The 26,072-nt window shown below is 69.8% G+C and carries 23 protein-coding genes and 1 pseudogene; 18 read left to right on the top strand and 6 right to left on the bottom strand.

The window, feature by feature from the left end; all coding sequences use genetic code 11:
* The first annotated feature begins 19 nt into the window (after positions 1-19).
* Positions 20-868, top strand: a complete 849-nt coding sequence (locus GA0111570_RS00300; RefSeq protein WP_092605214.1) for a LemA family protein — start codon at positions 20-22, stop codon at positions 866-868.
* Positions 869-1,217: 349 nt separating this feature from the next.
* Complete coding sequence (locus tag GA0111570_RS00305) at positions 1,218-1,862, top strand: collagen-like domain-containing protein (protein WP_139283098.1); 645 nt, start codon at positions 1,218-1,220, stop codon at positions 1,860-1,862.
* 80 nt (positions 1,863-1,942) lie between these two features.
* On the opposite strand, the gene GA0111570_RS00310 is transcribed toward GA0111570_RS00305, so the two are convergent.
* Positions 1,943-2,917, bottom strand: coding sequence for a DUF559 domain-containing protein (locus tag GA0111570_RS00310; RefSeq protein ID WP_245702952.1), 975 nt, complete (start codon positions 2,915-2,917; stop codon positions 1,943-1,945).
* Between the two features lie 151 nt (positions 2,918-3,068).
* On the opposite strand from GA0111570_RS00310, the gene GA0111570_RS00315 reads away from it, so the two are divergent.
* From GA0111570_RS00315 to GA0111570_RS00340, 6 genes and pseudogenes are all read left to right on the top strand, one after another.
* Positions 3,069-3,710: a TrmH family RNA methyltransferase gene (locus tag GA0111570_RS00315; RefSeq protein WP_245702953.1), complete on the top strand. Its 642-nt coding sequence runs from the start codon at positions 3,069-3,071 to the stop codon at positions 3,708-3,710.
* Between the two features lie 224 nt (positions 3,711-3,934).
* Positions 3,935-4,714, top strand: a complete 780-nt coding sequence (locus GA0111570_RS00320; RefSeq protein WP_092605222.1) for a GntR family transcriptional regulator — start codon at positions 3,935-3,937, stop codon at positions 4,712-4,714.
* 95 nt (positions 4,715-4,809) lie between these two features.
* On the top strand, positions 4,810-5,361 hold the full coding sequence (locus GA0111570_RS00325; RefSeq protein WP_139283099.1) for a hypothetical protein: 552 nt from the start codon (positions 4,810-4,812) through the stop codon (positions 5,359-5,361).
* Between the two features lie 286 nt (positions 5,362-5,647).
* Entirely contained in the window at positions 5,648-6,667 is a 1,020-nt protein-coding gene (fbaA, locus tag GA0111570_RS00330; protein WP_092605226.1) for a class II fructose-bisphosphate aldolase, read from the top strand.
* A gap of 107 nt (positions 6,668-6,774) precedes the next feature.
* Positions 6,775-7,248, top strand: a pseudogene (locus GA0111570_RS17925) (DUF3151 domain-containing protein); the annotation flags it as partial.
* 234 nt (positions 7,249-7,482) lie between these two features.
* On the top strand, positions 7,483-8,532 hold the full coding sequence (locus tag GA0111570_RS00340; RefSeq protein ID WP_217633942.1) for an amidohydrolase family protein: 1,050 nt from the start codon (positions 7,483-7,485) through the stop codon (positions 8,530-8,532).
* Between the two features lie 6 nt (positions 8,533-8,538).
* Here GA0111570_RS00340 and GA0111570_RS00345 read toward each other — a convergent pair whose 3' ends face one another.
* Complete coding sequence (locus GA0111570_RS00345; protein ID WP_092605230.1) at positions 8,539-10,212, bottom strand: hypothetical protein; 1,674 nt, start codon at positions 10,210-10,212, stop codon at positions 8,539-8,541.
* Positions 10,213-10,435: 223 nt separating this feature from the next.
* On the opposite strand from GA0111570_RS00345, the gene GA0111570_RS00350 reads away from it, so the two are divergent.
* The 4 genes from GA0111570_RS00350 to GA0111570_RS00365 all read left to right on the top strand — a co-directional run bounded on the left by GA0111570_RS00350 (position 10,436) and on the right by GA0111570_RS00365 (position 14,340).
* Positions 10,436-11,224, top strand: a complete 789-nt coding sequence (locus GA0111570_RS00350) for an IclR family transcriptional regulator (protein ID WP_092605232.1) — start codon at positions 10,436-10,438, stop codon at positions 11,222-11,224.
* Between the two features lie 183 nt (positions 11,225-11,407).
* Entirely contained in the window at positions 11,408-12,679 is a 1,272-nt protein-coding gene (locus GA0111570_RS00355) for a cytochrome P450 (RefSeq protein ID WP_092605234.1), read from the top strand.
* On the top strand, positions 12,672-13,958 hold the full coding sequence (locus tag GA0111570_RS00360) for an NAD(P)/FAD-dependent oxidoreductase (protein WP_092605236.1): 1,287 nt from the start codon (positions 12,672-12,674) through the stop codon (positions 13,956-13,958). The genes GA0111570_RS00355 and GA0111570_RS00360 overlap by 8 nt, the downstream gene beginning before the upstream one ends.
* A 55-nt stretch (positions 13,959-14,013) precedes the next feature.
* A complete protein-coding gene (locus GA0111570_RS00365) occupies positions 14,014-14,340 on the top strand; it encodes a 2Fe-2S iron-sulfur cluster-binding protein (protein WP_092605238.1) in 327 nt (108 codons plus the stop codon).
* A gap of 148 nt (positions 14,341-14,488) precedes the next feature.
* Here GA0111570_RS00365 and GA0111570_RS00370 read toward each other — a convergent pair whose 3' ends face one another.
* A complete protein-coding gene (locus GA0111570_RS00370) occupies positions 14,489-15,106 on the bottom strand; it encodes a TetR/AcrR family transcriptional regulator (protein ID WP_217633943.1) in 618 nt (205 codons plus the stop codon).
* Positions 15,107-15,170: 64 nt separating this feature from the next.
* On the opposite strand from GA0111570_RS00370, the gene GA0111570_RS00375 reads away from it, so the two are divergent.
* Positions 15,171-16,016 (top strand): alpha/beta fold hydrolase, encoded by an 846-nt coding sequence (locus GA0111570_RS00375; RefSeq protein WP_217633944.1) that lies wholly within the window; start codon positions 15,171-15,173, stop codon positions 16,014-16,016.
* Between the two features lie 145 nt (positions 16,017-16,161).
* On the opposite strand, the gene GA0111570_RS00380 is transcribed toward GA0111570_RS00375, so the two are convergent.
* Complete coding sequence (locus GA0111570_RS00380) at positions 16,162-17,619, bottom strand: MFS transporter (protein ID WP_217633945.1); 1,458 nt, start codon at positions 17,617-17,619, stop codon at positions 16,162-16,164.
* 214 nt (positions 17,620-17,833) lie between these two features.
* Between GA0111570_RS00380 and GA0111570_RS00385 the strand changes: the two genes are divergently transcribed.
* From GA0111570_RS00385 to GA0111570_RS00400, 4 genes are all read left to right on the top strand, one after another.
* Complete coding sequence (locus tag GA0111570_RS00385; protein WP_175557251.1) at positions 17,834-18,634, top strand: IclR family transcriptional regulator; 801 nt, start codon at positions 17,834-17,836, stop codon at positions 18,632-18,634.
* A 156-nt stretch (positions 18,635-18,790) separates the two neighbouring features.
* Complete coding sequence (locus GA0111570_RS00390; protein WP_092605246.1) at positions 18,791-19,081, top strand: Dabb family protein; 291 nt, start codon at positions 18,791-18,793, stop codon at positions 19,079-19,081.
* A gap of 106 nt (positions 19,082-19,187) precedes the next feature.
* Positions 19,188-20,972, top strand: coding sequence for a 4-oxocyclohex-2-ene-1-carboxylate 5-dehydrogenase (gene chcC2 / locus GA0111570_RS00395; protein WP_092605248.1), 1,785 nt, complete (start codon positions 19,188-19,190; stop codon positions 20,970-20,972).
* A 135-nt stretch (positions 20,973-21,107) separates the two neighbouring features.
* Positions 21,108-22,304, top strand: a complete 1,197-nt coding sequence (locus GA0111570_RS00400; RefSeq protein WP_092605250.1) for a 4-hydroxybenzoate 3-monooxygenase — start codon at positions 21,108-21,110, stop codon at positions 22,302-22,304.
* A 322-nt stretch (positions 22,305-22,626) separates the two neighbouring features.
* Here GA0111570_RS00400 and GA0111570_RS00405 read toward each other — a convergent pair whose 3' ends face one another.
* Positions 22,627-23,436 (bottom strand): SDR family NAD(P)-dependent oxidoreductase, encoded by an 810-nt coding sequence (locus GA0111570_RS00405; protein ID WP_092605252.1) that lies wholly within the window; start codon positions 23,434-23,436, stop codon positions 22,627-22,629.
* Positions 23,437-23,619: 183 nt separating this feature from the next.
* Complete coding sequence (locus tag GA0111570_RS00410) at positions 23,620-24,504, bottom strand: alpha/beta fold hydrolase (protein ID WP_092605254.1); 885 nt, start codon at positions 24,502-24,504, stop codon at positions 23,620-23,622.
* A gap of 250 nt (positions 24,505-24,754) precedes the next feature.
* On the opposite strand from GA0111570_RS00410, the gene GA0111570_RS00415 reads away from it, so the two are divergent.
* Complete coding sequence (locus tag GA0111570_RS00415; RefSeq protein ID WP_092605256.1) at positions 24,755-26,053, top strand: adenylosuccinate synthase; 1,299 nt, start codon at positions 24,755-24,757, stop codon at positions 26,051-26,053.
* The last annotated feature ends 19 nt before the right edge of the window (positions 26,054-26,072 follow it).

A 26,072-nucleotide genomic window follows, 5' to 3' on the forward strand; every position in this document is an offset into this window, starting at 1 on the left:
CCACGAACAGGAGACCCCCATGAGTGGGCTCATCATCATCCTCATCGTCATCGTTCTCCTCGTGCTCGGCGTCGTCGGCTGGACGGTGGGCCAGTACAACTCCCTCGTCGGCATGCGCAACCGGGTGCAGGAGTCGTGGCGCCAGATCGACGTCGAGCTGAACCGACGCTACGAGCTGATCCCGAACCTGGTCGAGACCGTGCGCGGCTACGCGGCCCACGAGCACAACACGCTCGAGGACATCACCCGCCTGCGCAACCAGGCGGCCTCGCTCGCCTCGCACGAGGGAGCGACGCCCTCGGCACAGCGGGCCCAGGCCGAGGAGCAGCTGTCCGGTGCCGTCCGTAACCTGCTGGTCAGTGTCGAGGCCTACCCCGACCTGAAGTCGAACACGAACTTCCTGGAGCTGCAGCGCGCCCTCACCGAGACCGAGGACCGTATTGCGGCCGGGCGTCGCTACTACAACGCGAACGTCCGCAACTACAACACGAAGATCGAGTCGTTCCCGACGAACATGATCGCGGGCCAGTTCAACTTCCAGAAGGCCGCGTACTTCGAGGTCGCCGACCACGCCCGGGCGGCCACCGACGTGAACTTCGGCGAGATCTCCTACCGTGGCGGTCAGCCGCAGGGCCAGCAGACTCCGCAGGCGCTGCCGCAGCAGCAGTCGGGGACACCGGCGATGCCCGCAGACTGGGGTCAGGGCCAGCAGGCCCCGCAGGGCCAGCCGCAGCAGTACGGTCAGGCTCCGCAGGGGCAGCCGGGGCAGTACGGTCAGGCTCCGCAGGGGCAGCCGGGGCAGTACGGTCAGGCTCCGCAGGGGCAGCCGGGGCAGAATGGCCAGTGGCCCCAGAACCCTCAGAACTGACGCCCGGGCCGACGCCCGCGGCGCCGGGGCGAGGCTGGAGTGGCGGGTCCGGGTGGCTTAGGTGCGCCGAATCTGTTGCTCCACGGATAGATTTGGCGCACCTAGCTGTCCGAGGAGAAGTCGGCTGCCGACGGTTGCGCCCATGGATCGAGGTCTGAAGCTCCGAGCACCGGTTCTTGGTTCTGTGGAGGCGGTACCGCCGCCTGCGACAGGGCCGGTGCGTCGATGCAAAGTCGATGTGCGCCTGGTTGACCGGGGTCCCTTGGGTGCGGCAAATCTGTTGCTCCACGGATAGATTCGGCGCACCCAAGGAACTCGGGCGGACCGCCTGCGGCTCTACACTCGCATGGTGAACGCCGGCCAGGTCCCCTCCGAATCTCCGCGCCCGAATCAGCCGAACTCGTACGGCCAGGTGAACCAGCCCGGTCCTTCCAACCAGCAGAACCCCTACGGCCAGGGCAACCAGCCCGGCGCGTACGGGCAGCCGAACCAGCAGGGTCCTTACGGGCAGCCGAACCAGCAGGGTCCTTACGGGCAGCCGAACCAGCAGGGTCCTTACGGCCAGCCGAACCAGCCCGGTTCGTACGACCCACGAGCGGGGTCCGCGTACCGGTTGCCCGCCGAGCAGCACGGGCCCGGTGGACTGGTGGATCCCGCAGACGCCCGGGCCACACTCGAGGCACGCAAGGAACTCGGGCCGGACATGGACCAGGCTCTCGTCGATTCGTTCACGGCCCGGGTCGAGCAGGCGCTCGTTGCCCGGGGCGGGTTCGAGGAGGCAGAGCGGCAGCGCCAGGCGGACCTGGCCAGGGTCGAGAGCAAGAACCAGATGGTTCTCGGCATCGTGTCGCTCAGCCTGGCCATCCCGCTGACCGCGATCTTCGCCGGGATCAGTGGACTGCTCGGCGGGATCATCGTGTGGGTCGGCATCGTCCTGGTGAACATGGCCTACGCCATGCGCAAGGGCCATCGGGGACCCGAGAGCCACAGCTGATCACTTCGTCCTGATCGACTCTGCCGACCCGATCGGCCGGCGTCACCCGACCCCCCGAACCGGGTAGGACCCGAGCCCTGCTATCCGCGCGCCCCGGCACACCGTCGGCAGCGGAGCGGCGACCCTTGCCAGCCGTTCGCCTTCAGCACCTGCGCGACCTCGGCAGCCACTTCGCACGGCCGGATCGCGACGTCCGACCAGCCGTAGCGCAGCGTCGTGAAGCCCAGCACGCTCGACTTGTTGTCCCGCTTCATGTCCCGGAAACGAGCCTGGCCGCTGTGGTAGCGGGCGCCGTCGAGTTCGACCAGCGTGCGGTACTCCCGGTAGGCCACGTCGTGGAGCGCCCCGGACCTGATCGCCGCCTGCAACTCCCCGACCGGCAGTCCGTGCACACGTTCGCAGTCACGCCGGTACCGGTACTCCAGCACGCTGCGCGCCCCGTTCGCCTCGTCCAGGATGTCCCGCAGCAGCGCGCGGTGGGGGAGCCGTGCCCGCTGCCGGGACCAGTAGTCCAACCCGGTCGCGGCCCAGCCGAACAGTCCCAGGGCCCCGGTCAGCAACGCCACGACCTCGTCCTCATCCTCGATCTCCGAGAGGAGGTCCAGCACGGTGTCCTCCATCGACGTCATCCGGACGCGCCAGGGGAGCCGGACCTTGTCCGAGACCGGCCCGGCCTGCTCGCACCGGCCGAGACGATCGGTCCGCGGGACCCACAGTCCCGTACCGTCCCGCACGTGGGTGCCGGGGACACGTACGGTGACCGTCCGTGGCGGACTGTCCACCAGTCGCCAGACGTACGCCGCGGCCCGGCCGCCGACCGCCGCGCCCTGCCCGTACGCCAGTCCGGCGGCCACCACGTAGTGCTGCCAAGCCAGTGGGTCGGGGGCGAGCCGGTAGATCCCCCTCCCGAGGGCGCGCCACTGGCCGTCCCGGGCCCGGTTGCGGATCATGGCGTCGGTGAACCCGTCCGCGAGCAGGTCCCGGCGGGTGGTGGTCAGGTCGGTGGAGGCTGCTCGGCGCAGCAGGTCACGGCTCGGCAGGCGTCGGGAAGGCACGCCGGAGGGTGGGACAGTGGGACGTCCGACGTCCCCTGCGTCGCCCGGCTGTGGACAACGGACGGACCCGCCATCCGGCTGTGGAAGACATCGCGCGCTGCGTTCGATATCGCGCGGGATCGCTGCATTCGACCGAGTAGGGTCGGCACCCGTGACCGCCCCAGACGATGCCGACCTCCGATCCGACGGCCCCGGGGTCGGTCCGCGCCCCCTGCCGTGGCCCGACGACCCGCGCCTGGACCCCGACCTGCTCTCGGCGGGCGACCACCGCAACGTGGAGGACCGCTACCGCTACTGGAGCGTGGACGCGATCGTCGCCGACCTGGACACCCATCGGCACCCCCTGCACATCGCAATCCAGAACTGGGAACACGACTTCAACATCGGCTCGATGGTGCGCACCGCCAACGCCTTCAACGTCGCCGGGGTCCACATCGTCGGGCGGCGCCGCTGGAACCGTCGCGGCGCCATGGTCACCGACCGCTACCTGCACGTCCACCACCACCCCGACGTGGCCGACCTTCAGGCGTGGTCGACGGCATCGGGGGTCCCGCTGGTCGGGGTCGACAACATGCCCGGCTCGGTGCCGCTGGAGCGTACGACGCTGCCGCGGGAGTGTTGCCTGGTGTTCGGGTCGGAGGGAACCGGGCTGACCGAGGAGATGCTCGCCGCCTGCGGCCGGCTGGTGGCGATCACCCAGTACGGCTCGACCCGCTCGATCAATGCCGGCGCGGCCGCGGCGATCACGATGTACCACTGGGCGCTGTCCTGGGCCGACCCGAGCCGCGACTGATCCGATCGACCGGATCGAGCGGCGACTGAGGGGGCCCCAGCGGCGACTGAGCCTCCGACCAGCCAGATCTGCCCGAATCGCCCCCGTTCTCCCGGCCGGTGTGGGACGGTTGTCCTGCATCGCCCCCGGGGATCGACGACGTGACGTAGTATCGATTCGCCACGTCCGTGACCGCCAGCGGGCACTGCCGTCGCTCGGCGACGAGGCCGACGAACAGGAGGGCGATGGTGGAGCCGACGCAGAGTTCGCCGGGTGGCCAGTTGCCCCCGACGCTCCCGGCCGCCGCCTCGGTACGTACGACGACCAAGCGGGTCCAGGTGCGCCGACTCCTCGAGGAGCACATCGACACCAAGCTCCACCCCGGTGACGCGATCCCCTCGGAGCGGTCGCTGGTCAGCACGCTGGGAGTGAGCCGGGTGACCGTCCGCCAGGCGATCGCCGACCTGGTCGACGTGGGCCGGCTCGAGCGCGTGCACGGCAAGGGGACGTACGTCACCGGCCCGCAGGTCGACTCGCAGCTGCACCTGACCTCGTTCTCCCGCGAGATGCGCGAACGCGGCCTGCACCCCGAGACCAAGGTGCTCGCGGCGACCCAGGAGGCCGCCGACGCCGGCGTGGCCGAACGCCTGCACATCCCCCAGGGCCGTCCGGTGATCCGGGTCGAACGGCTGCGGCTGGCCGACGGGACGCCGATGGCGCACGAGGTCGGCTACTACCCGTCGGCGCTGTTCCCGGGGCTGCTGGACCAGCAGCTCGACGCGCTGTACGACGTGTTCGCCAACAAGTACGGGCTGATCGTGTCCTCGGGCTACCAGACAGTCAGCGCCGAGGCCGCGGACGCCGCGCACGCGCAGATCCTGCAGATCCCGCGCAAGGCCCCGCTGCTGGTGCAGGAGCGGGTCACCAAGTCCGGAGACACCCTGATGGAGGCCTCCACGTCGTGGTACCGGGCCGACCGCTACCGGATCCACATGCGGATCACCCCGGCCGGCGCGGCGGACTGAGCCGGCGCCTCGTACGCCACCTGCTCGTACGCCACCTGCTCGTACGCCGCCCGCTCGCCCGCAGCCGCGTTGGCGTGCTCTGGCACACTGGGGCCATGCTGCCCCTACCGGCCCCCAATACGGAGGACTTCCTGCACGTCAGCTGGGACCCCAGGGCGGCGGAGGGCCGGGTGGCCCTGGCCCGGCGGCGCTTCGTGGCCGGCGTGAGCAGCCTGGTCCTCACCGTGGTGGTCTGGGGTGGGCTCTACCTGTGGTCGCGCAGGTCCGGCCAGGAGTGGTCGGGCACCGGACAGTGGTTCTTCGCCGGCATCGTCCTCGGACTGTCCCTGGTGCTCCTGCTGGTGCGACTGGCCATCTGGCGGATGGCCGTACGGCACCGGCGGCAGGTCGGTGAGGGGGAGGTGATCACGGCCTCGTGGCCGGGGCTGCAGATCGCCGGCTACTACTGGGACTGGGACCAGGTCGGGCAGGTGGGCTCGGTCCGTGGCAGGCGCGGTGGCGGCGACCGGTACGTGATCGACACCCCGAACGGTCCCTGGTCCTGCGAGGTCGACGACCTGGACACCACGCCGGCGGCCCTGCACGCGGCGCTGGCCCTCTACTCCCAGGGACGCTGCGGCGTCGCCATGGAGCGGATCGCGCACTGAGGGTTGTACGACGTAGTACCTCTCCTTCGGCGCGGATCGTTTCCTCCCTGCGGATCGGCGCGGATCGGCGTACTGACGCCGTTCGCGGCACCCGTCCGGGGCGGTTGCACGGAATTGCCGGGCCCCGCCGTCCGGGCTGAACCGGGGCACATTAGGGTTGTCCCTGTTAGCACTGCTGTCGTCAGGACGGCCGGAAAATCCCGGGCCTGATGGTGGAGAGCAGACGCCGGTAGCCGGCCACGGGACCCCTCGAGGTTGAGGCCGGCACGACGAGAGAGAAGAGCACATGCCCATCGCAACTCCTGAGGTCTACGCCGACATGCTGGACCGGGCCAAGGCGAACGGTTTCGCCTACCCCGCCATCAACGTCACTTCGTCGCAGACCTTGACCGCTGCCCTGCAGGGGTTCGCCGAGGCGGAGTCGGACGGCATCGTCCAGATCTCCACCGGTGGAGCCGAGTACCTGTCGGGTTCGACCGTGAAGGACATGGTCACCGGTGCGTCCGCGCTGGCCGAGTTCGCGCACGTGGTGGCGAAGAAGTACCCGATCAACATCGCCCTGCACACCGACCACTGCCAGAAGGCCAAGCTGGACAAGTACGTCCGTCCGCTGATCGCCATCTCCCAGGAGCGCGTCGACGCGGGCAAGAACCCGCTGTTCCAGTCGCACATGTTCGACGGTGGCGAGCTGCCGCTGGCGGAGAACCTGGAGACCGCCCAGGAGCTGCTCGCCCTGGCCGCGGCCGCGAAGATCATCCTCGAGGTCGAGATCGGCGTCGTCGGTGGCGAGGAGGACGGTGTCGTCGGCGATTCGCCCGACAAGCTGTACACCACCCCCGAGGATGCGCTGGCCACGGCCGAGGCACTCGGCCTGGGCGAGAAGGGCCGCTACATGGCTGCCCTGACCTTCGGCAACGTGCACGGCGTCTACAAGCCGGGCAACGTGAAGCTGCGTCCGGAGATCCTCAAGCAGGCCCAGGACGCCATCTTCGAGAAGTACGGCAAGGAGAAGGGGCTCGACCTGGTCTTCCACGGCGGCTCCGGATCGACCGCGCAGGAGATCGCCGACGCCGTCTCGTACGGCGTGGTGAAGATGAACGTCGACACCGACACCCAGTACGCCTTCACCCGCCCGGTCGTGGAGCACATGTTCCGCAACTACGACGGCGTGCTGAAGGTGGACGGCGAGGTCGGCAACAAGAAGCAGTACGACCCCCGCGTCTGGGGCAAGGCTGCCGAGGCCGGCATGGCCGCCCGCATCGTCGAGGCCTGCCAGAACCTGAACTCGGTCGGCACGCACAAGTGATCCACCCTCCCGCCTGAGCGCGGGAGCGTACGAGGGGCCCCGGAGCGATCCGGGGCCCCTCGCATTTCCGTCGTCCCACGGGGCCGCGCGATCGCTAGGCTGGAACCATGACCGAGACCCACGTCAACCTGCTGGCGGATGGTGCCCCAGTGACGAAGCTGCCCGATGACCCCGCAGTGGCCAAGTTGGCCGAGCACGGGCGGGATCATTTCCTCGACGTCCTGATGGCCCACCCGGCGTCGAGCCTGTGCTGGGCGCTACTGGCCGAGGGGTCGCTGAACATGGGCTCACGCGAGGGGGACGTGGCGGCGTACGCCTACGCCCGCACCGGCTACCACCGCGGTCTCGACGCCCTGCGCCGCAGCGGATGGAAGGGCTCCGGCCCGGTCCCGTGGGAGCACGAGCCCAACCGCGGCTTCCTGAAGGCGCTGTGGGCCCTGGCGGTCGCCGCGCACCGGATCGGGGAGACTGAGGAGTACGAGCGCTGCGCCCAGTTCCTGCGCGACTCCTCCGAGACCGCGTACGCCGTGCTGAGCGCCGAGCGCCCGGTCGGTGAGGCGGTCGACTACCCGCCCGACGAGCACGACGAGCAGTTCGACGAGGTTGTCGACGAGGCCGGCGAGCGCGACAGCGACAGCCCGATGACCGGCCCCGAGCGCGATGACCTGGAGGCCGAGGTCGCGCTGGAGGACGAGCCGTCCGACCGCGTGCTGGACGGCGCCGAGGGCGACCGCACCTCCGAGCGCCACCACGACTCCGAGGACAACGTCTCCGACCACTGACCGGTCGCCGTCGCGACCAACGGGAGGATCCCCTTGTCCACGTACGCCTCGCAGGAGCCCAGCGACCGCCCGAACAGGGTCATCGACGTGCACGCCCACGCCATGCCGATGCCGTTCCTGGAGTGGCTCGAGGACGAGGGACTGGCGGACCTGTCCCGGGTCCGCGACGAACTGGTGGTGCTCGACCCGCGGATCAGCGGCGTTCCCGCCGGGATGGCGTTGCCGCTGCCGGTGACGATGTGGGGCGGGACCGAGCGACTGGTCGAGATGCAGGAGTCCGGCGTCGAGGTCCAGGCCGTGTCCCTGCCGCCGTTCCTGATGGCCTCCACCTGCCGGGACGGCGCCCTGGTCGCCGAGGTGGTCCGCCGCGGCAACGATGCGCTGGCCGAGTACGTCCGGCAGGCGCCGGACTACCTGGTCGCGCTCGGTGGCGTGCCGGTGGGCTGGCCGGGGGCCGAGCAGGAGGCCGTGCGCTGTCTCGACGAGCTCGGGATGGCGGGCATCGCGATCGGCTCCCAGGGCGGCGGGGCCGACCTGGACGCCGACGTCAACGAGCCGTTGTGGGAGCTGCTGTCGCATCGCCGGGTGTTCACGTTCCTGCATCCGAGCGGGTCGCCGGCGCCGGAGCGGACCCAGGACTTCTGGTTCCCCCAGCTGGTCGGCTACCCGCTGGAGACCGCGCTGGCGGCGTCCCGGCTGGTGTTCGCCGGTGTCACCGAGCGTCATCCCTTCCCGCTCTGCCTCGCCCACGGCGGCGGGTGTTTGCCCGCCCTGCGGGCCCGGCTGGCGGTGGGCTGGGAGCGCAAGCCGCAGGCCCGTACGATCCCGCACCCACCGGCCACCTACCTGGACCGGCTGTACTACGACACCGCGGTGTTCGACCCGGAACAGCTGCGACGGCTGGTCCAGGACGTCGGGGTGGGGCAGGTACTGACCGGCACCGACTACCCGTTCGACCTGGCCGACCGGGACCCGGTGGGGACCGTCGGGTCCGTGCTGGACGGTGCCGAACGCGAGCAGGTGCTGGGCGGGACCTCCGCCGGCCTGCTGGGCCTGGCCGACCGGCCCCTCACGGCCGGCTGACCCGGCTCACTGGTAGCTGACGAAGTCCGGCACCGGCGTCACCTGCCGGTAGGTCTGCTCGGGGGTGAGCATCGGCTTGTCCTCGTCGATGAAGTTCTTCCAGCCCCAGTGGATGCCTGCCGGCGCACTGTTGTGCAGGGCCGCCCAGGTGCCCTGCTTGGCGCCCTGGCCGCCCTGGCCATCGGCATGGACCAACACGGCCACCTGCGGGTGTCCCGTGTCGAGCCGGCTCCGGTCGGTGATCATCCGGGTCTGGAACTGGTGCAGGACCAATAGCTTCTGCGGCAGGCGGTTCTCGGTGACGAAACCGGCCAGGTAGGCGCTGACCTTGTTGACCTCGTCGACACCCACACTGCCGATCTGGGTCAGGTGCTTCTGGTCGGGGCGCAGGCGCCATTCCGGGTCCAGGGCCACCCCGACGTGCGGCTGGCGCAGCAACTGCTCGTACTGCTTGACCTGGGTGAGGAAGTCCGTCCTCCCCGGCTGGAAGTCCAGCACCACGTACTGGCCCGCCTGACGCGCGGCCTCGACCAGCGGCATGATCGCCGCCGGGTCTGTCTCGGTGGAGTAGTTGCCGTCGGACCCGGCATCGCCGGAGGCGACGGTGACGATGATCTCCAGCGCCGGCACCACCCGGTCCTTGGTGAGGGGACGGTAGGGGGCAGCCATCTGCTCGGCCCGGGCGATCGTCGCCGGGGTACCCTGCTCGCCGAGCAGGCCGAGGGCGGGGGTGATCGGGCTGCCGTAGAGGGCGACGTAGCGCTTGCCGTCGAACACCTGCTGGCCGCCGCCGGGCAGCTCCACGCCGGTCTCGGCGGCCTGGGCCTGCCAGGTGAACGATGCGTCGTCCCCGAAGCCGGTGCCCAGGCCGACCACAGAGGTCTTGCCCTTCAGCTCGGCGACGGCCTCGGAGGTGGCACCGACGTGCCCGTGGGACACCACCGCGGTGGCCCCGGCCGCTCGGGCCGTACCCACGGCCGCGGCCTGCGCGGGACTGCCGTCACTGACCGCCGCGGCGCCCTCGGCCCGGGTGGTGGCCTGGACCTTGGGCAGCTCGCCGCGCCCCTTGGCCGGCGCGGGGGCGTCCGCGGGGGCTGCCAGCACCTCTGTCGGCCCGAGTGTGGCGAGCTGCTGCACCGGGGCCTTCGCATCAGGGTCGACCTGGTCGACCTTCAGGCCGAGTACCCGGCCCAGCTCACCGGCCCCGGTCGGGGCGGGGACGACAGCCAGGGCGTCGGCGAAGTCGGCGATGTCCACGGTCCCGACGGTGAGGACCGCGCCGGCGCCCAGCCGGGTGAGCTCGGCGTCGACCGGGCTGTCCGCGACCGGGGCCGTACCGTCGCCCTCGGCCAGTAGCGCGGGCACGCCGGCCGCTGCGGCGATCGAGGCGGCCCGGGCGACCGCAGCCTGGTCGCGGGGATCGGCGACCACCGCGTACGCGGCCTGCCCGAACCAGGTCCGGCTGGAGGCCAGTGCCAGCTCGTGCGGGTCCTGCGAGGCGAGCAGGGTCGGACCCGCCGGAGCCGTGGCCACGCCGGCCGTCCGCGCGTCCGGGGACCGTCCACCGGCGCCGCCGGCGGCACTGCAGCCGGCCAGCAGGAGCGTGGCAGCGGTGAGCGCACCGATGGCGGCAGGGGCCGTGCGGGGACGTGGTCGGAAGTCTCGTTCTCGGGTACCCATGGGCCCAACCTACGTGAGCGCCGGTCGACGGCAACGCATCTGCCCGCGCCCCGGATGATGGCGTCGCGCTGACCGTGGCGATGGTGCGGTACCTTCCCGCACTGCTGCAGGGAAGATCCATTGATCGGAAGAGGTGCTCGGTGGATGTCGGTCCGACGTCTAGCCTCGGTGGTCACAGTGGGCGCGCTCGCCTCGGTCGCCCGATCATCGAGGAAGGGCTGTCATGGCCAATTCACCAAGCGGGGAGTCGGTCATCTCCCGGGTTGTCCGGATCCTGGAATCCTTCGACCGGCAGCGCTCGCAGCTGAGCCAGAGCGCACTGGCACGCCGGGCCGACCTCCCGTTGAGCACTGCCCAACGGCTCACGGTCGACCTGGTCAAGGCCGGGCTGCTGGAACGTACGCCCTCGGGGGACCTGCGACCTGGACTGCGGTTGTGGGAACTCGCGCTGCGCAGTTCCCGGGCGCTCTCCCTGCGCGAGATCGCCCTGCCCTTCATGACGGACGTGTTGACGGCGGTCAAGCAGCACACGACGTTGGCGGTGCTCGACGGCGGCACCGTCCTCTACGTGGAGCGGATGTCGGCGTCCGAATCGGGTCTGGACCAGGCGCACATCGCCCAGCGGATGCCGATCCACGCCTGCTCGTCGGGCATCGCCCTGATGGCACACCAGCCGCCCGACGTGCAGGAGACCTTCCTGGCCGGACCGCTGGCCGCGCTCACGCCCTTCACGCCGACCGACGCGGCTGCACTGCGCCGGCTCTTCGCCGAGGTGCGGTCCCGGGGCTTCGTGGCCCCGGCCGGCATCGGCGTGACCACCTGGACCGGTATCGCCGTGCCCGTCTGGGGCCCGACCGGCGTGATCGCCGCCCTCAACGCCATCGTTCCCACCGAGGGGTCGGACGTCTCCCGCATCGTCCCTGCCCTGGTCACCGCGGCCCACGGGATCGGCAGGGTGCTGCGCGACGAGATCGGCGACTCGGCCCTGTCCACGTCCCTGCTGCTCGGTTGAAGGCGTACGCGGGGGCGCCGCCGGCCACCCGTTGAACGGGTGAATGGAGATTGTTTCTCCATTGAACGGGTTGAGCGGTTCAACCAGGTGAGAACCTCACGCACTCTGATTGTGCGCTGGCTCACACGGTAGCCGGCTGACTGCCCAGAGCATGTTGATCACCCAGAGAACGGAGCGACAACGATGTCGATTGCCACCCAGGAGACCACGGGCCTGCCGACGAGCGAGCCGAACACCCACCCCTACTCCCATGAGCTCGCGTGGCCGGAGGGCCTCGAGCCGTGGAAGGTCGTCGACGACGGTTCCCAGGGGGATCCGTACGAGCACTACACCTGGATGCACCGGAACGCCCCGGTCGTCCGTGCCTGGACGCCCACCAACGACGTGTGGTTCCTCGCCGCGTACGACGACGTGAAGATGGCGTTCCGCAAGCCCAAGATCTTCTCCTCCGAGGTCGTCAAGCCCGTCCCGATGACCTTCCTCACCCTGATCGACGACCCGGAGCACAACCGCTTCCGTCAGGTCATCGCCAAGGCCTTCACGCCGAAGGCACTGCAGGCGTTCGCCCAGCGGATCGAGGAGAACGCCGAGATGCTCCTGGACCGGATGATCGCCGCCGGTGGCGGCGAGGTGGTGGAGGACTTCGCCATCCCGCTGTCGATGACCACGATCTCCGCACTGCTGGACGTGCCGGCCGAGGACCACGAGAAGATGAAGTTCTGGTCCGACGAGACCTTCAGCTACTTCGGCCGCCTGGCCCGCAATGCCCCTGGCACCGGGACCGACGAGCAGAGTGCGCACGACTTCTGGGCCTACCTCAAGGAGCGCCTCGAGGTGCTGTACGCCGAGGGCAGCGAGTCCATGGGCGGCCACATCGCCCGGATGTGGAAGGACGAGGGCATCCTCAGCGAGCAGGAGGCCAAGGAGCTGTGCTCCTTCGTCTTCATCGCCGGCCACGACACCACCACGATCCTGCTCGCCAACGCCTTCCGGATGGCCAGCGAGCACCCCGAGCTCCTCGGCCGGATCCACGACAACGAGGAGGACGCGGAGCGCTTCGTCGAGGAGCTGGCCCGGTACCGCGGCACCGTGCAGCGGGCCAGCCGGATCACCACCGAGGAGGTCACCGTCTCCGGCGTCACCCTGCCCAAGGGGGCCGTGGTCCGGCTGCTGAACGCGGCGGCCAACCGTGACCCGCAGAAGTTCGAGGACCCCGACACCTTCGACATCGACAGGAAGACCGACGGCCACTTCGGCTTCGGCGCCGGCGTGCACTCCTGCGTCGGGGCGCCGCTGGCCCGGATGGAGACCGTCGCCTCGACCCTCCAGCTGGCCCGCAAGGTCGCCTCGGTCACCCTCGACACCGACCGCCCGATCGAATACGTCCGGGGCAACAACCTGACCAACTCGGGTCCGGAGAAGCTGTACGTCCGTCTGGAGGCCCGCCGTGGCTGAGTTCGACATGATCCTCGACGACATCAACCCCGAGGACATCGACCTGCCGGTGGTCATCATCGGCGCCGGCCACGCCGGTGTCCAGGTCGCCGCAGGCCTGCGCACCCGCGGCTGGACCGGCGGCATCGTCCTGGTCGACGAGGAGGGTGGCCTGCCGTACGAGCGCCCTCCGCTGTCGAAGGACGTGCTGGGGCCGGACGAGACCGCCGAGGGCGGCCCGCTGCTGCGCAAGGACGCCTTCTACGCGTCCAAGGACATCACCCGGCTCGCCGGGGTGCGGGTGGGGTCGATCGATCGCGGTCGCCGCGTCGTGGCCCTCGACGACGGCCAGGAACTGGCATACCACCGTCTGGTCATCGCTTCCGGTGCCCGCGGTCGCCGGCTCACCGTGCCCGGACATGACCTGTCCGGCGTACTGTCCCTGCGGACCGCCGCCGACGCCCTGGCCGTCCGCGGCGAACTCGTCCCCGGCGCGCGCGTCGTGATCATCGGCGCCGGCTACATCGGGATGGAGGTGGCCGCCGCAGCGACCAAGCGTGGCTGCGACGTCACCGTCCTGGAGTTCCAGGACCGCGTGATGAAGCGCGTCACCTCCGAGCCGGTCTCCGAGTTCTACCAGCAGCTGCATCGCTCCAAGGGTGTCCGCTTCGCCTTCGGCGCCGCGGTCTCGGCGATCGAGGGGGAGGGGCGCGTCGAGCGCGTGCTGACCGCGGACGGCCGGTCCTACCCGGCCGACGTGGTGGTCGCCGGCATCGGCGTCATCCCCAACCAGGAGCTCGCCGAGGCTGCCGGTATCGCCTGCCGCGACGGCATCCTGGTCGACGAGGCGTGCCGTACGTCCGACCCGGCGGTGTACGCCGCAGGCGACGTCACTCGCTTCATCAGCACCTTCGGCGGCGCCGAGATGCGGCTGGAGTGCCTCCAGAACGCCCAGCAGCAGGCGGACGTGGTGGCGGACACGATCATGGGCCGCACCCCGCGCGAAGCCGAGGTGCCGTGGTTCTGGACCGTCCAGTTCGACGTACGTCTCCAGACCGCCGGGGTGATGCATCCCGACGACGACATCGTGCTGCGCGGCGACCCGGCCACCGGCAAGTTCAGCGTCTGCTACCTGCGCGAGGACAGCCTCGCTGCGATCGACACGGTCGGCAGCCTTGCGGACTTCCGCCAGGGCAAGAAGCTGATCGCCGCCGGCACCTTCATGGACCGCACCGCGCTGGCCGACCCGGCCGTACGGCTCGAGGACTGCGTCCTGGAGACGGCGAAGATCGCCGCCTGATCAGGCACCCGCACACCACACCCCATACGAACGTCATCGAACACGAGGAACAACCATGTCTGTCATCACCATCGACGTCATCGACCGCGAGGGCTCCCGCCACGAGGTGCCCTGGGAGCAGGACCAGGTCCTGATGGAGGCCCTGCGCGACAACGACCTGCCTGTCCTGGCCTCCTGCGGCGGCAGCGCTTCCTGCGCCACCTGTCACGTCTTCCTGCCCGAGGACGTCTACCCGACGCTGCCGGAGCGCAGCGAGGACGAGATCGAGCTGGTCGAGGAGGCCCCCGGGTTCCGACCGACGCAGTCCCGCCTGTCCTGCCAGGTCCACTACGCCGACCGGTTCGACGGCATGACGGTCACCCTGGCCCCCGAAGAGGACTGAAAGCTGCACCCTCGGTCGCTCCCTGACAAGGGCGAGCGACCGGCGCAGAAGTGGGGGCATCCGGCGCAGGCCGGGTGCCCCCACTCATGTATGCCGGTCGTACAGAGGTCGTCGACGAGTCCCCGGGACGTGGCCCGGCCCGCTCGGGTCAGTGGGACGCTGACGCCGTCGGCTCCTGCCAGCCGTCGATCAGGGCGTCGAGGGTGGCATGAACCAGCTCATCGGCCGAAGCAGGGACGGAAAGGGGAATCTGGTGGAAGGCGGCGAGGCGGGCGAGGCCGTATGCGGCGCCCCAGGCGCTCGCCACCCGACGCAGCACGTCGCCCTCCGTCACGGTCGAGGGTTGGCAGGCCGCCACCGCATCCTGCAGCAGGTTCCAGTATTCGATCGCGGCCTGCTGGAGGAGAGGGTGGTCGCTCTTGGCGACTGTGGTCCCGTACGCAAGGTCGTGAAGGTGGGGGCGGGTGCGGATGAACCCCAGGTAGGAGTCGGCGAGGGCGTGCAGGCGGGTCCGGGGGTCCGTGCCGGCGGCTTGCACCGCTTGGGATGCCGCCCCCGCGGCTTCGCGGAGCCCGACGCCGGCGACCGCTGCGAGGAATCCGCGCTTGCTCCCGAAGTGGACATAGGGCGCCTGGTGGCTGACCCCGAGTTCCTGGGCGATCAAACGGATGCTCAAGCCCTCCGCGGGCGTCTCCGCCAGCCGTTCGAGTGCCGCATGCAGCAGTCGCTGCTCGAGACCCTCGCTCTCGGAGGAATCGGAAGGCACCGACCGGCTCGAACCCTTGACACTGTCAACCACGAGTCCCATCCTAGCGGTAGACAGTGTCAACATGGGGGTGGCAACAATGAACGAGAACCAGGTCGTCAGTACATCGGTCGGCCAGTTGTCCGTCCGGCTCCTCGGGAGTGGGCACCCTGCAGTGCTGTGGCACAGCCTCTTCGTCGACGAGCGATCCTGGGGGCGGATGGTTCCCGAATTGCAGGCCCATCGGCGGCTGGTGGTGATCACCGGTCCCGGTCATGGGGACAGCACCGACCCGGGGCGCCGGTACAGCAACGAGGAGTGTGCGGAGGCGGCCGTAGAGGTCCTGGACGCCCTGGGGATCGAGGAGCCGGTCGACTGGGTCGGCAATGCGTGGGGCGGGCATGTGGGAATCACCCTCGCCGCGACCCGACCCGACAGGTGCCGGAGCCTGGTCGCCCTCGGGACCCCGGTGGCGGCGCTCACGCCCCAGGAGCGTACGAGGACGTGGCTGCTGCTCGGCGTGTACTCACTGCTGGGTCCCACCACGATGGTCGTGGATGGCGTCATCAACACGTTGCTCTCCGAGCACACGCGCAGCCACGACCCGGAAGCAGTGGAGCTCGTGCGCGAGTGCCTGCTCACCGCGAACCGCCGCAGACTCTCCAACGCGGTGGTGTCCGTCTCGCTGCGCCGCAGTGACCTGGCCGGGGAGCTGGACAGGCTGACCCAGCCCACCCTGATCGTGACCGCCGCCGATCACGCCGGCTTCACCCCCGACCAGGCGCGAGCGGTGGGCCGGCGGGTCAGGGACTGCCGGGTCGGTATCGTCCCGGACGCCGCCTACCTTGTCCCCCTGGAGGCTCCGCAGGTGACGGCCTCCCAGGTCCTCGAGTTCTGGGACGCCCTCGATCAGCGCCGGGAGGCAGCATGATGGCAGGTCGTCGCTCCCGGGACCTCCTGTACCGCGTCGGTGCCCCCGGGTGCGGCCCGCGTCGGGCCGGAACTGCGCGGGTCACGTACGAATGCCCCGGCCAGTAGGCCGGGGCATTCGACGAAGAGGGATCAGGAGGCGGGGCTCACGCGTCCTGGAGCGCGTGCTCCTCGTTGTGGGTTCGCGGCCTGGTGGCGACCGGGCCCAGGTCGGGCAGGGGCGTGAAGGCGGTCTCCCGGGCGGTGAAGGCCGCGATGGCCGAGATCACGGCGCAGAGCGCCGCGAAGACCAGGACCGGGATCCAACCCCAGACTCCATCGACCAGGAGTGCGGCAGCCACCGCCGGGGCGAAACCGCCGATCATGAAGCCGATCTGGGTGCCGATGGCGAAGCCGGAGTAGCGTACGCGCGGCGCGAACAGTTCGGTGAAGAAGGACGGCCACAGGCCGTTCACCCCGCTGTACACCAGCCCGGCGAAGAGCGTTCCGGACAGGAAGACGAGCGGGTAGCTGGCCTGCTGGATCGACCACAGGTAGAAGAAGAAGGTGGGGATGCAGCCGAGGACCGCACCGATCCACACCGGTCGGCGACCGACGCGGTCCGAGACCCAGCCCCAGAAGGGGATCGAGAAGATCGCCAGGCCGTTGGCTGCCACGGAGACCCACAGCATCGTGGTCCGCTCCAGCCCCACGGTGGTCGCGTAGCCCAGCGACCAGACCGCGAACAGCGCCTGGAAGACGTTGAAGATCGACATGCCCACCACGCGCACCACGTCCGAGGCCTGGGTGCGGAACAGCTGGGCGACCGGAACGACCTCGCTCTGGTGCTCGCGCTCCTCGACGAAGACCTCCGGCTCCTCCAGGGAACGACGAACGATGTAGCCGACGATGATGACGACGATGCTGGCCAGGAACGGGATCCGCCAACCCCAGGAGAAGAGCGCTGCGTCCGGCAGGGCGGCGATCGGCAGGAAGACGAGGTTCGCGATCACCATCCCGGCAGCGAAGCCGGCCATGGCGAAGCTGGTGAAGAAGCCGCGGCGCCCCTCCGGGGAATGTTCCAGGGTGAGGGTGGAGGCGCCCGCGGCCTCGCCGCCGGCCGAGAAGCCCTGCAGCAGTCGCAGCAGGAGCAGCAGCGCCGGCGCCCACACGCCGATGGCGTCGTACGTGGCGAGCAGGCCGATGCCGAGGCTGGACGCGCCCATCAGTACGAGGGTGAAGACCATCACCTGCTTGCGACCGATGGTGTCACCGAAGTGCCCGAGCACGAGGCCACCCAGCGGGCGGACGACGTACGCGGCGCCGAACGAGGCCAGCGACATGATCGTCGCCAGGGCCGGATTGCTCGAGTGGAAGAAGAGCGTCGGGAAGATCAGCGCGGCACTGAGCCCGAAGATGAAGAAGTCGTAGTACTCCAGGGTCGATCCGACGAAGGCCGCGAGGGCGGACTTCTTGGCGTTCACCAGGGTGGCTCCGCCGCGCGTGTCGACGATCGAGCCGAGCCTCATGTCGATGCCGTCAACGGTGATCTCGGGCAGGTGCAGCCGGTCGTCGGTCTGCCCCTCGGGCCGACGCGGTGATCGCGTGTCATTGGTGCTGGTCATGGTGGGCTCCTGTGCTTCCGGCACGAGCAGGCAACGCTGCAGGCCGATTCGGTTGCTGGTGGGGCCTTGCGTGATCAGCTCCGGGCCCGGATCCGGGGGGCCGGCGAGTCGCAAGGTATCTGCATGGTTTGTCCTACGGGGCAACTGCAACAAGCGGTACATTCATTCAACGGAAGGCGATGGAGCCTTCTCGTCGGAGAGCCGAGGACGGGACATGGCGAATTCGCCAAGTGGTGAATCGGTCATCAGCCGAGCGATGCGCGTGATCGACGCCTTCGGTGCGGAGGACGCCCTGCTCGGCGTCTCCGAGATCGCCGAGCGGGCCGACCTGCCGCTGGCGACCACGCACCGGATCGTGGCCGAGCTCGTCGCCGAGCGGGTGCTGGAGCGCGACAGCCACCGCAAGGTCCGGATGGGGACCAGGCTCTGGGAGATCTCGCAACGGGCCTCGCGCGAGATGGACCTGCGGATGGCGGCGCTGCCGGTCATGGAGGACCTGCAGTCCCTGGTGCGCTCGCACGTCCAGCTCGCCGTGATCAGCGGGGGACAGGTGCTCTACCTGGAACGGCTGAGCCGGCGCAATGCGGTGATCAACCTGGCCGACCGCGCCTCCCGCATCCCGCCGTACCTGTGCTCGGCCGGGCTGATCCTGCTGGCGTACGCACCGCGGGAGATCCAGGCGAAGGCCGCCGAGGGCCCGTTCATCAGCCGCACCCCCAACTCGATCCGCACCGGCGACCAGTTGCGGGCCGTCATCGCCGCGAGTCGCCAGCAGGGCTACGCGGTGTCGTACGGGCTGATGCAGCCCACCGCCAAGGGCGTGGCCGTCCCGCTGTTCGGTGAGGCGGGCCGCATCGTCGCTGCGCTGTCGGTCGTGATCCCGCTCGAGGCGGACCACCTCCCGATCGTGCCGGCGATGCAGGCGGCGTCCCGGATGATCTCCCACGGGCTGGAGGCCCACCAGGTCCGTGAGGACGACGTCTGGCACGCGCCGGGAGCGGAGCCTTCGCGCTGATTTTCGTTGAACGAAAACTCCTCTAGGGGATTGGCTGGAGGGACCGTACGTTCTTGCTCCAGAGGCACGAGATGCCCGCCACGACCGGCGGGCGACGGTGCCGGACCCGTCCCCCGAGCCGTGGACATCGCTGTCCACGGGTTTTGGAGCCCACCCATGATCCGCCACATGCTGCTCGTCCGCTGGAAGCCCGAGTTCCCCGAGGCCCAGCGCCAGGACTGGCTCGACAAGGTCCGCGCCCTGCCGGAGAAGATCGAGACCATTCGCTCCCTCAGTGTCGGCGCCGACGTGCTGGACGGACAGCGCTCCTGGGACCACGGCCTGGTCGCCGACTTCGACTCCCTCGACGACGTCAGGGCGTACGCCGTGCATCCGGACCACCTGCCGCTGATCGCCATCTCCGGCCCCAACACCGAAGCGATGGCATCGGTCGACTTCACGATCTGAGCCCTCGGCCCACCACCTCTCCACCAGGCCCCGTCGCCGGACGACGGGAGGACTCTGCCCTCGACCGGCCTGACCGCCCAGCCAACCGCGTGTAAGGAAGAACAACATGACTTCGACCATCAAGACCGACGTCCTCGTCATCGGGTCGGGTGCCGCCGGCATCTCGGCCGCGATCAAGGCAGCCCACCAGGGCCACAATGTCCTGGTCATCGAGAAGGACAAGTACCTGGGCGGCACCTCCGCCATCTCCGGCGGCTGGGGCTGGCTCCCGGGCAACAAGCAGGGCCGTGCCCAGGGCGACACCCGCGAGGAGCAGGTCGCCTACATCAAGGCGCTGGCCGGGGACTCGTTCAACGAGGAGCAGGTGAACTCCTTCCTCGACGGCGTCCCGGAGGCGATGGACTTCTTCGAGCAGGATGCCGACATCGAGTTCCACTACGCCGACAAGGCTCCCGACTACCAGATGGACGCCCCGGGTGCCAAGGTGTCGGGCCGTGCGGTGACCGTCGCGAAGACCGACGCCCGCATCCTCGGCAAGGACCGCAAGCGGATGCAGCCGTACCTGATGGCGTACACGATCTTCGGCTACATGCCCGAGATCGGCAAGGACATGGCCACCATCCTGGAGGCCAACGTCTCGCTGAAGTCCTTCTTCTACACCGCCAGCAAGCTCACCAAGACCTGGGTCGAGACCATCTTCACCGGCCGCTCGTTCGATCGTACGAACGGCAACGCGATGATGACCCGCCTGATGTACGCCGCGCAGCAGCAGGGTGTCCGGCTGTGGACCTCGACCAAGGCCGAGGAGATCCTGCGTGACGAGGACGGTGTCGTCACCGGTGCCCGGATCTCCGGTGAGCACAGCGGTGTGGTCGAGGCCCGCTTCGGCGTGATCATCGCCGCCGGTGGCTTCTCCCGCAACAAGGAGATGCGCCAGCAGTACTTCCCGCACGACCCGAACGGTGACAACCACACCAGCCCGGTGATCGGTCACGACGGCGATTCGTACTTCCTGGCCAAGCCGCTGGGGGGCCACATCGACAACAGCGTGCACCAGCCGTCCTCGTGGGGCCCGATCACCCCGTTCAAGGACACCCTGCGCCGCGACACGTACTTCCCGCACCTGCGGGCCTTCGGCCTGCCCGGCCTGATCGCGGTCGACCGCGAGGCGCAGCGCTTCGCCAACGAGTCGCTGTCCTACCACGACTTCTGCATCGAGATGCTGAAGAACGACGAGAACCGTGAGGGGACGTACGCCTGGATCATCGCCGACGACAAGGCGATGAAGCGCTACGGCATCGGCTGGGCCAAGCCGTGGCCGCTGCCCCAGGCACTGTGGCTGAACGACTACCTGAAGAAGGCCCGGACCGTGGAGGCGCTGGCCGAGAAGATCGGCCTGCCGGCGGAGAAGCTGAAGGCCACGCTGGAGGAGTTCAACAAGCACGCGGCCATCGGCGAGGACCCGAAGTTCAAGCGCGGCACGCTGCCCTTCCACCACTTCAAGGGCGACATGAAGCACAAGCCCAACCCCAACCTGGCGACCATCGACAAGGGCCCGTACTACGCGGTGCGCATCGGCATGGGTGACCTCGGCACCTACTCCGGGCTCGCGGTGAACGACCGCAACGAGGTGCTCGACACCCAGGGTGAGGGCATCCCCGGCCTGTACGCGGTCGGCACGGCGGCGGTCTCCGTCTTCGGCGGCGGCTACCCGGGCTACGGCGCCAACATCGGCCCGGCCCTCGTGTTCGGCTACCTGGCCGGCCGCGACATCGCCCAGCACGCCGCCGAGCGCGCCGGGCACCGGACCGCCAAGCGCGGGATCACGCAGCAGGACCTGGCGGCCCAGACCGTCCCGCTCAACGGCTCCGCCGAGCCGGCCCGGGTCTGAACCGCTCCCCGAACCGCCCGGTCGCCACGACCGGGCGGTTCGGGGTCACCTGTTCCACCCCGCCCTGCTTCCCGTTTGCCGGGCCTGCCGCGGGAAACCGACCCGACCACGTACGTACACGCCCTTGGAGGAACCATGACCCGCCAGATCATCGACACCGATGTCGCGATCGTCGGCGCCGGCCCGGCCGGACTGATGCTCTCCCACCTGCTCGACCGCCGCGGCCTGACCTCCGTCGCGCTCGACATCCGCACCCGCCAGCAGATCGAGACCACCCACCGCGCCGGCATCCTCGAGGACGGCCCCGCCCGGATGCTCGTCGAGCAGGGCGTCTCCGACCGGATCCTCACCGACGGCCACGAGCACGCCGGAGTCGAGCTCCGCTTCAACGGCGAAGGCCACCGGATCGACTTCTCCGAGTCGGTGGGCGCCTCGGTCTGGCTCTACCCGCAGACCGACGTCTTCATCGACCTGGCCGATGCCCGCCGACGGGACGCCGGGGACGTACGCTTCGGCGTCACCGACGTCGAGGTGTTCGACATCGAGACCGACCGTCCCCGGGTGCAGTTCACCGACGGTGACGGGATCGACTGGGAGATCCGTCCGCGGATCGTCGTGGGCTCGGACGGCTCCCGCTCCGCATCCCGCTTCCTCATCCCCGAGGCCCGTCGCAAGCAGTTCTTCCACGAGTACCCGTACGCCTGGTTCGGCATCCTGTGCGAGGCGCCGATGAGCGCTCCGGAGCTGATCTACGCCAACTCCCCGCACGGCTTCGCGCTGATCAGCCAGCGCACCGACAGCGTCCAGCGGATGTACTTCCAGTGCGACCCGAACGAGGACGCCGCGTCCTGGTCCGATGACCGGATCTGGAGCCAGCTGCAGTCCTGTGTCGCCGGCGCCGATGGGTTCAGCCTCCAGGAGGGCCCGATCATCGAGCGTACGGTGCTGAAGTTCCGCAGCTTCGTGCAGGAGCCGATGCGCCACGGCCGACTGGTGCTTGCGGGCGATGCGGCCCACACGGTCCCCCCGACGGGTGCCAAGGGCCTCAACCTGGCCCTCAACGACGTACGCGTCCTGGCCGACGTCATCGAGCGCACCTTCGCGAAGAACGACTACGACGTGCTCGACGAGTACGAGCCGATGGCCCTGCGCCGGGTCTGGCGCTCGCAGAACTTCTCCTACTGGATGAGCCAGATGATGCACCGTACGCCGGGCGACGAGTTCGCCTCCAAGCGGCAGCACGGGGAGCTGAACACGATCACCGGTACGGCGCAGGGGCGTGCCTACTTCGCCAACGCGTACACCGGTTGGGCTGCGGACCCCACGGTCTGAGCGGGACCGTCTGGGGCGCGACGGTCTGAGGGCAACCCTGGGTGAAGGCAGCACTGTGTGAGGGCAGCACTGTGTGAGGGCAGCGATGTGTGAGGGCAGCGATGTCCGGTACCAGGGTCGGGGGGACAGGAGGGCGGGACCGGGATGCCGGTCCCGCCCTCCTGTCGTCCGTGCTCGTCGGGTGGTACGCGTAGGGCGTGGTAGTCGGGCGTCTCAGTCGTGCGTACTCAGTCGCGCGTGGCCAGGGGCGGGAACGTACGAAAGCCCGCGGTCACCGCCGCCGGGAGGGCAGCGGTGACCGCGGGCTGGGAGAGCTGGGGGCTCAGCGGCAGATGTAGCCGCCGTCGATGGTGACGGTGGTGCCGTTGATGAACCACGAGGAGTCCTCGAGGAGGTGCAGCACGGACGGAACGACGGCGTCCACGGTGCCGAGGCGGCCGACCGGGTACAGCTTGGCGGCCGTCTCGGGGTCGCTGGTGCCCAGGCCGCGGTTGGTGGCGATGCCCTGGGTGGGCAGCATCTGCGTGATGCTGGTGCGGATGTTCGTGCCGGTGATGGATCCAGGGGCGAGGCAGTTGGTGGTGATGCCGGCCGGGCCCAGTTCGACGGCCAGGTGGCGGACCAGACCCTCGACCGCATGCTTCGACATGGTGTAGGCGATGCCGCCGGCACCGGCCACGCTGCCGGCGATCGAGCCGAACAGGACGATACGGCCCTGGCCGCGCTCCTTCATCGCCGGGACGACGGCCTGGACCACGCGCAGGGCGCCGAAGGTGTTCACGGCGAAGACCGTGTCCAGCACCTGGGGGGTGATCTCCTCCAGGGTGGCGTAGCCGTCGAGGGCGCCGGCGGCGTACACCAGGCCGTCGATGCCACCGTGCGTCTCGACGACGGCCTTGATGGTGGCCTCGATGGAGTCCTGGTCACGGACGTCGACGACGTGGTGGCCGCCGGAGGGCTGCTCGCCCTCCGCCGGGTTGCGGTCAAGGACGGCGACGATGTCCCCGCGGGCCTCGAGGGCCCCGGCGACGGCCTTCCCGATGCCGGCGGCACCGCCGACGACGAGGATGACGCGGGGATCTCGGTCGGTCCGCGGATCGAGGTCGGTCCGGGTCTGGGTGGTAGCGCTCATGCTGCTCCGATCACGACGTTGTGGACGGGACGGGGCCCGTACGGTGCGACCGATGCTAGGAGCGCGTCGATCGGGGCGGCACCGGAGTTTCCGATGAATGGTGGATCGGCCGACGTCCTCGAAGCCGCGCGTCGGTCACTCCGTGGTCGCTCGCGGCGACCGGGCACGGCGGAGCGCCAGGCGTCAGGTACCCGTCGGGGGAGTGCTGCCGGCCGCGTGGCCCAGCCCGGCGCAGGTCTCGACGAACAGCCCGTCGAGCTGGCGGGGCTGGTGGTGGCCCACGCCGCGCAGCACCCGCAACGAGCTGCCGGGGATCAACCGGTGCAGGGACTCGGCCTCGGAGAGTGGGATCACCGCGTCCTCGTCGCCGTGCAGGATCGCGGTCGGCACGGCGATCCTGCCCAGCCGGTCCGACCAGTCGGGGGTGGCGGCCATCGCGCGGTCCTGTCGCTGCTTGCCCGCCGGGTCGTGGTCGCGGACGTACAGCAGGCGGCCCAGGGCAGCCAGTTCCCGTTCGTCGAACGGGTACAGGGAGCCGGCCAGCGGGAGGGCCGACGAGACGTACGCCTCGACCCAGTCGGCCTCGGCGAGGTGCCGGGCGGACGGCGGGGCCGATCGGGCGACTCGGCTGCTGCGCGGAGCGGTGGAGAACAGGCCGAGCGCACCGACAAGGCGCGGATGGTCCAGTGCCACGAGTTGGGCGACCATGCCGCCCATTGATCGGCCGCAGACCGTGGCCGGCCCCTCGCCGAACACCTCGATCAGGCCTGCCACGTCCTCGGCCATGTCGGCCAGGTCGTAGGCGACGCCGGGGAACCTCTGCGACCGGCCGATGTCGCGGTTGTCCACCCGTACGACCCGGAAGCCGGCGGCGGCCAGGTCGATGCAGAACTGTCGCGACACGTTGACCAGTTGGCCGCCCCGACCCTCGAGCTGCACCTGCAGTGGGGCATCCGGGGTCCCGAAGACCTGGACGCACAGGCGGGTGCCGTTCATCGACTCGACCAGGGTGTCGATGCCCTCGGGGATGTCGTGTGCCGGTCCGTCCCACAGCGGCAGCTGCTCCATGGCGCTGACGCTACCGCTCGGCAGTCCCGGGCAACCCGTCACCGGGCAACCCGTCACCGGGCAGCCGCGTCACTGGGGGGGGTGGGCGTCCGTCTCGTGTCCCGTCGGACCGATGTCAGTGCCGATGAGTAGAGTTGCCTGGTCGGTTCGGCGAACGTGGACCGGCCGCGGAGCGACGACCTCGTGGGCTCCGCTCAACTGCACCCGTGGCGCTGTCGCGGGAACGTCGCACGTGCGAGAGGTGGCAATCGTGGCCGGAGTGATCGTTATCGGTACCCAGTGGGGTGACGAGGGCAAGGGCAAGGCGACCGACCAGCTCGGCGACTCGGTCGACTTCGTGGTGCGCTACTCCGGCGGCAACAACGCCGGTCACACGGTGGTGGTGAACGGCGAGTCCTTCGCCATGCACCTGCTGCCCTCCGGCATCCTCAACGAGAACGCCGTGCCCTGCATCGGCAACGGCGTCGTGGTCGACCTGGCCGTGCTGTTCCAGGAGATCGACGAGCTGGCCGCGCGCGGGGTGAACACCGACCGCCTGCTGATCTCGCCCAACGCCCACCTGATCACCTCGTACCACACCACGATGGACAAGGTGGGGGAGCGCTTCCTCGGCAAGCGGAAGATCGGCACCACCGGCCGCGGCATCGGCCCGGCGTACGCGGACAAGGTGAACCGGCTGGGCCTGCGCGTGCAGGACCTGTTCGACGCCTCGATCCTGCGCCAGAAGGTCGAGGCCGCGCTGGCCCAGAAGAACCAGCTGCTGGTCAAGATGTACAACCGCCGCGAGGTCGACCCGGTCCAGATCACCGAGGGCCTGCTGGAGTACGCCGAGCGCGTCCGCCCGCACGTCGCTGACGTCGCCCGCGTGCTCAACAAGGGGCTGGACGAGGGCAAGACCGTCCTGTTCGAGGGCGCCCAGGCGCACCACCTCGACGTCGACCACGGCACCTACCCGTACGTCACCTCCTCCAACCCGACCGCCGGCGGCGCGCTGACCGGCTCCGGTGTCGGCCCGACCCGGATCGAGCGGGTCATCGGCATCGCCAAGGCCTACACCACCCGCGTCGGCGAGGGCCCGTTCCCGACCGAGCTCTTCGACCAGGACGGCGAGAAGCTGCGCGAGATCGGCCACGAGTACGGCGTCACCACCGGCCGCAAGCGTCGCTGTGGCTGGTTCGACGCGCTCGTCGTCGAGGCCGCGACCACCTACAACGGTGCGACCGACATCTTCCTGACCAAGCTCGACGTGCTGTCCGGCTGGGACCGGATCCCGGTCTGCGTGGCGTACGACATCAACGGGGAGCGGGTCGAGACGCTGCCCGCCAACCAGACCGACTTCCACCACGCCAAGCCGATCTACGAGTACCTCGACGGCTGGACCGAGGACCTGAGCGAGTGCCGTACGTTCGAGGACCTGCCGGTCAACGCGCAGCGCTACGTGCGTCGCCTCGAGGAGCTGTGCCGCTGTCGGATCTCCGGCATCGGCGTCGGGCCGGGGCGCGAGCAGGTCGTCATGCTGCACGACCTGATCGGTCCGGTCTCCGCCTGAGGCCGTCCCACCCTGCACG

Source organism: Raineyella antarctica (genome assembly GCF_900092135.1).
Classification (GTDB): Bacteria; Actinomycetota; Actinomycetes; order Propionibacteriales; family Propionibacteriaceae; genus Raineyella; species Raineyella antarctica.

Excerpts from the sequence above, each read along its gene's own strand:
- GA0111570_RS00350 (WP_092605232.1), top strand. The coding sequence starts at position 10,436 with ATGGCCAATTCACCAAGCGGGGAGTCGGTCATCTCCCGGGTTGTCCGG.
- chcC2 (WP_092605248.1), top strand. The coding sequence starts at position 19,188 with ATGACTTCGACCATCAAGACCGACGTCCTCGTCATCGGGTCGGGTGCC.
- GA0111570_RS00345 (WP_092605230.1), bottom strand. The coding sequence starts at position 10,212 with ATGGGTACCCGAGAACGAGACTTCCGACCACGTCCCCGCACGGCCCCT.
- GA0111570_RS00390 (WP_092605246.1), top strand. The coding sequence starts at position 18,791 with ATGATCCGCCACATGCTGCTCGTCCGCTGGAAGCCCGAGTTCCCCGAG.
- GA0111570_RS00325 (WP_139283099.1), top strand. The coding sequence starts at position 4,810 with ATGCTGCCCCTACCGGCCCCCAATACGGAGGACTTCCTGCACGTCAGC.
- GA0111570_RS00405 (WP_092605252.1), bottom strand. The coding sequence starts at position 23,436 with ATGAGCGCTACCACCCAGACCCGGACCGACCTCGATCCGCGGACCGAC.
- GA0111570_RS00365 (WP_092605238.1), top strand. The coding sequence starts at position 14,014 with ATGTCTGTCATCACCATCGACGTCATCGACCGCGAGGGCTCCCGCCAC.
- GA0111570_RS00355 (WP_092605234.1), top strand. The coding sequence starts at position 11,408 with ATGTCGATTGCCACCCAGGAGACCACGGGCCTGCCGACGAGCGAGCCG.
- GA0111570_RS00400 (WP_092605250.1), top strand. The coding sequence starts at position 21,108 with ATGACCCGCCAGATCATCGACACCGATGTCGCGATCGTCGGCGCCGGC.
- GA0111570_RS00380 (WP_217633945.1), bottom strand. The coding sequence starts at position 17,619 with ATGACCAGCACCAATGACACGCGATCACCGCGTCGGCCCGAGGGGCAG.
- GA0111570_RS00385 (WP_175557251.1), top strand. The coding sequence starts at position 17,834 with ATGGCGAATTCGCCAAGTGGTGAATCGGTCATCAGCCGAGCGATGCGC.
- GA0111570_RS00300 (WP_092605214.1), top strand. The coding sequence starts at position 20 with ATGAGTGGGCTCATCATCATCCTCATCGTCATCGTTCTCCTCGTGCTC.
- GA0111570_RS00410 (WP_092605254.1), bottom strand. The coding sequence starts at position 24,504 with ATGGAGCAGCTGCCGCTGTGGGACGGACCGGCACACGACATCCCCGAG.
- GA0111570_RS00375 (WP_217633944.1), top strand. The coding sequence starts at position 15,171 with ATGGGGGTGGCAACAATGAACGAGAACCAGGTCGTCAGTACATCGGTC.
- GA0111570_RS00320 (WP_092605222.1), top strand. The coding sequence starts at position 3,935 with ATGGTGGAGCCGACGCAGAGTTCGCCGGGTGGCCAGTTGCCCCCGACG.
- fbaA (WP_092605226.1), top strand. The coding sequence starts at position 5,648 with ATGCCCATCGCAACTCCTGAGGTCTACGCCGACATGCTGGACCGGGCC.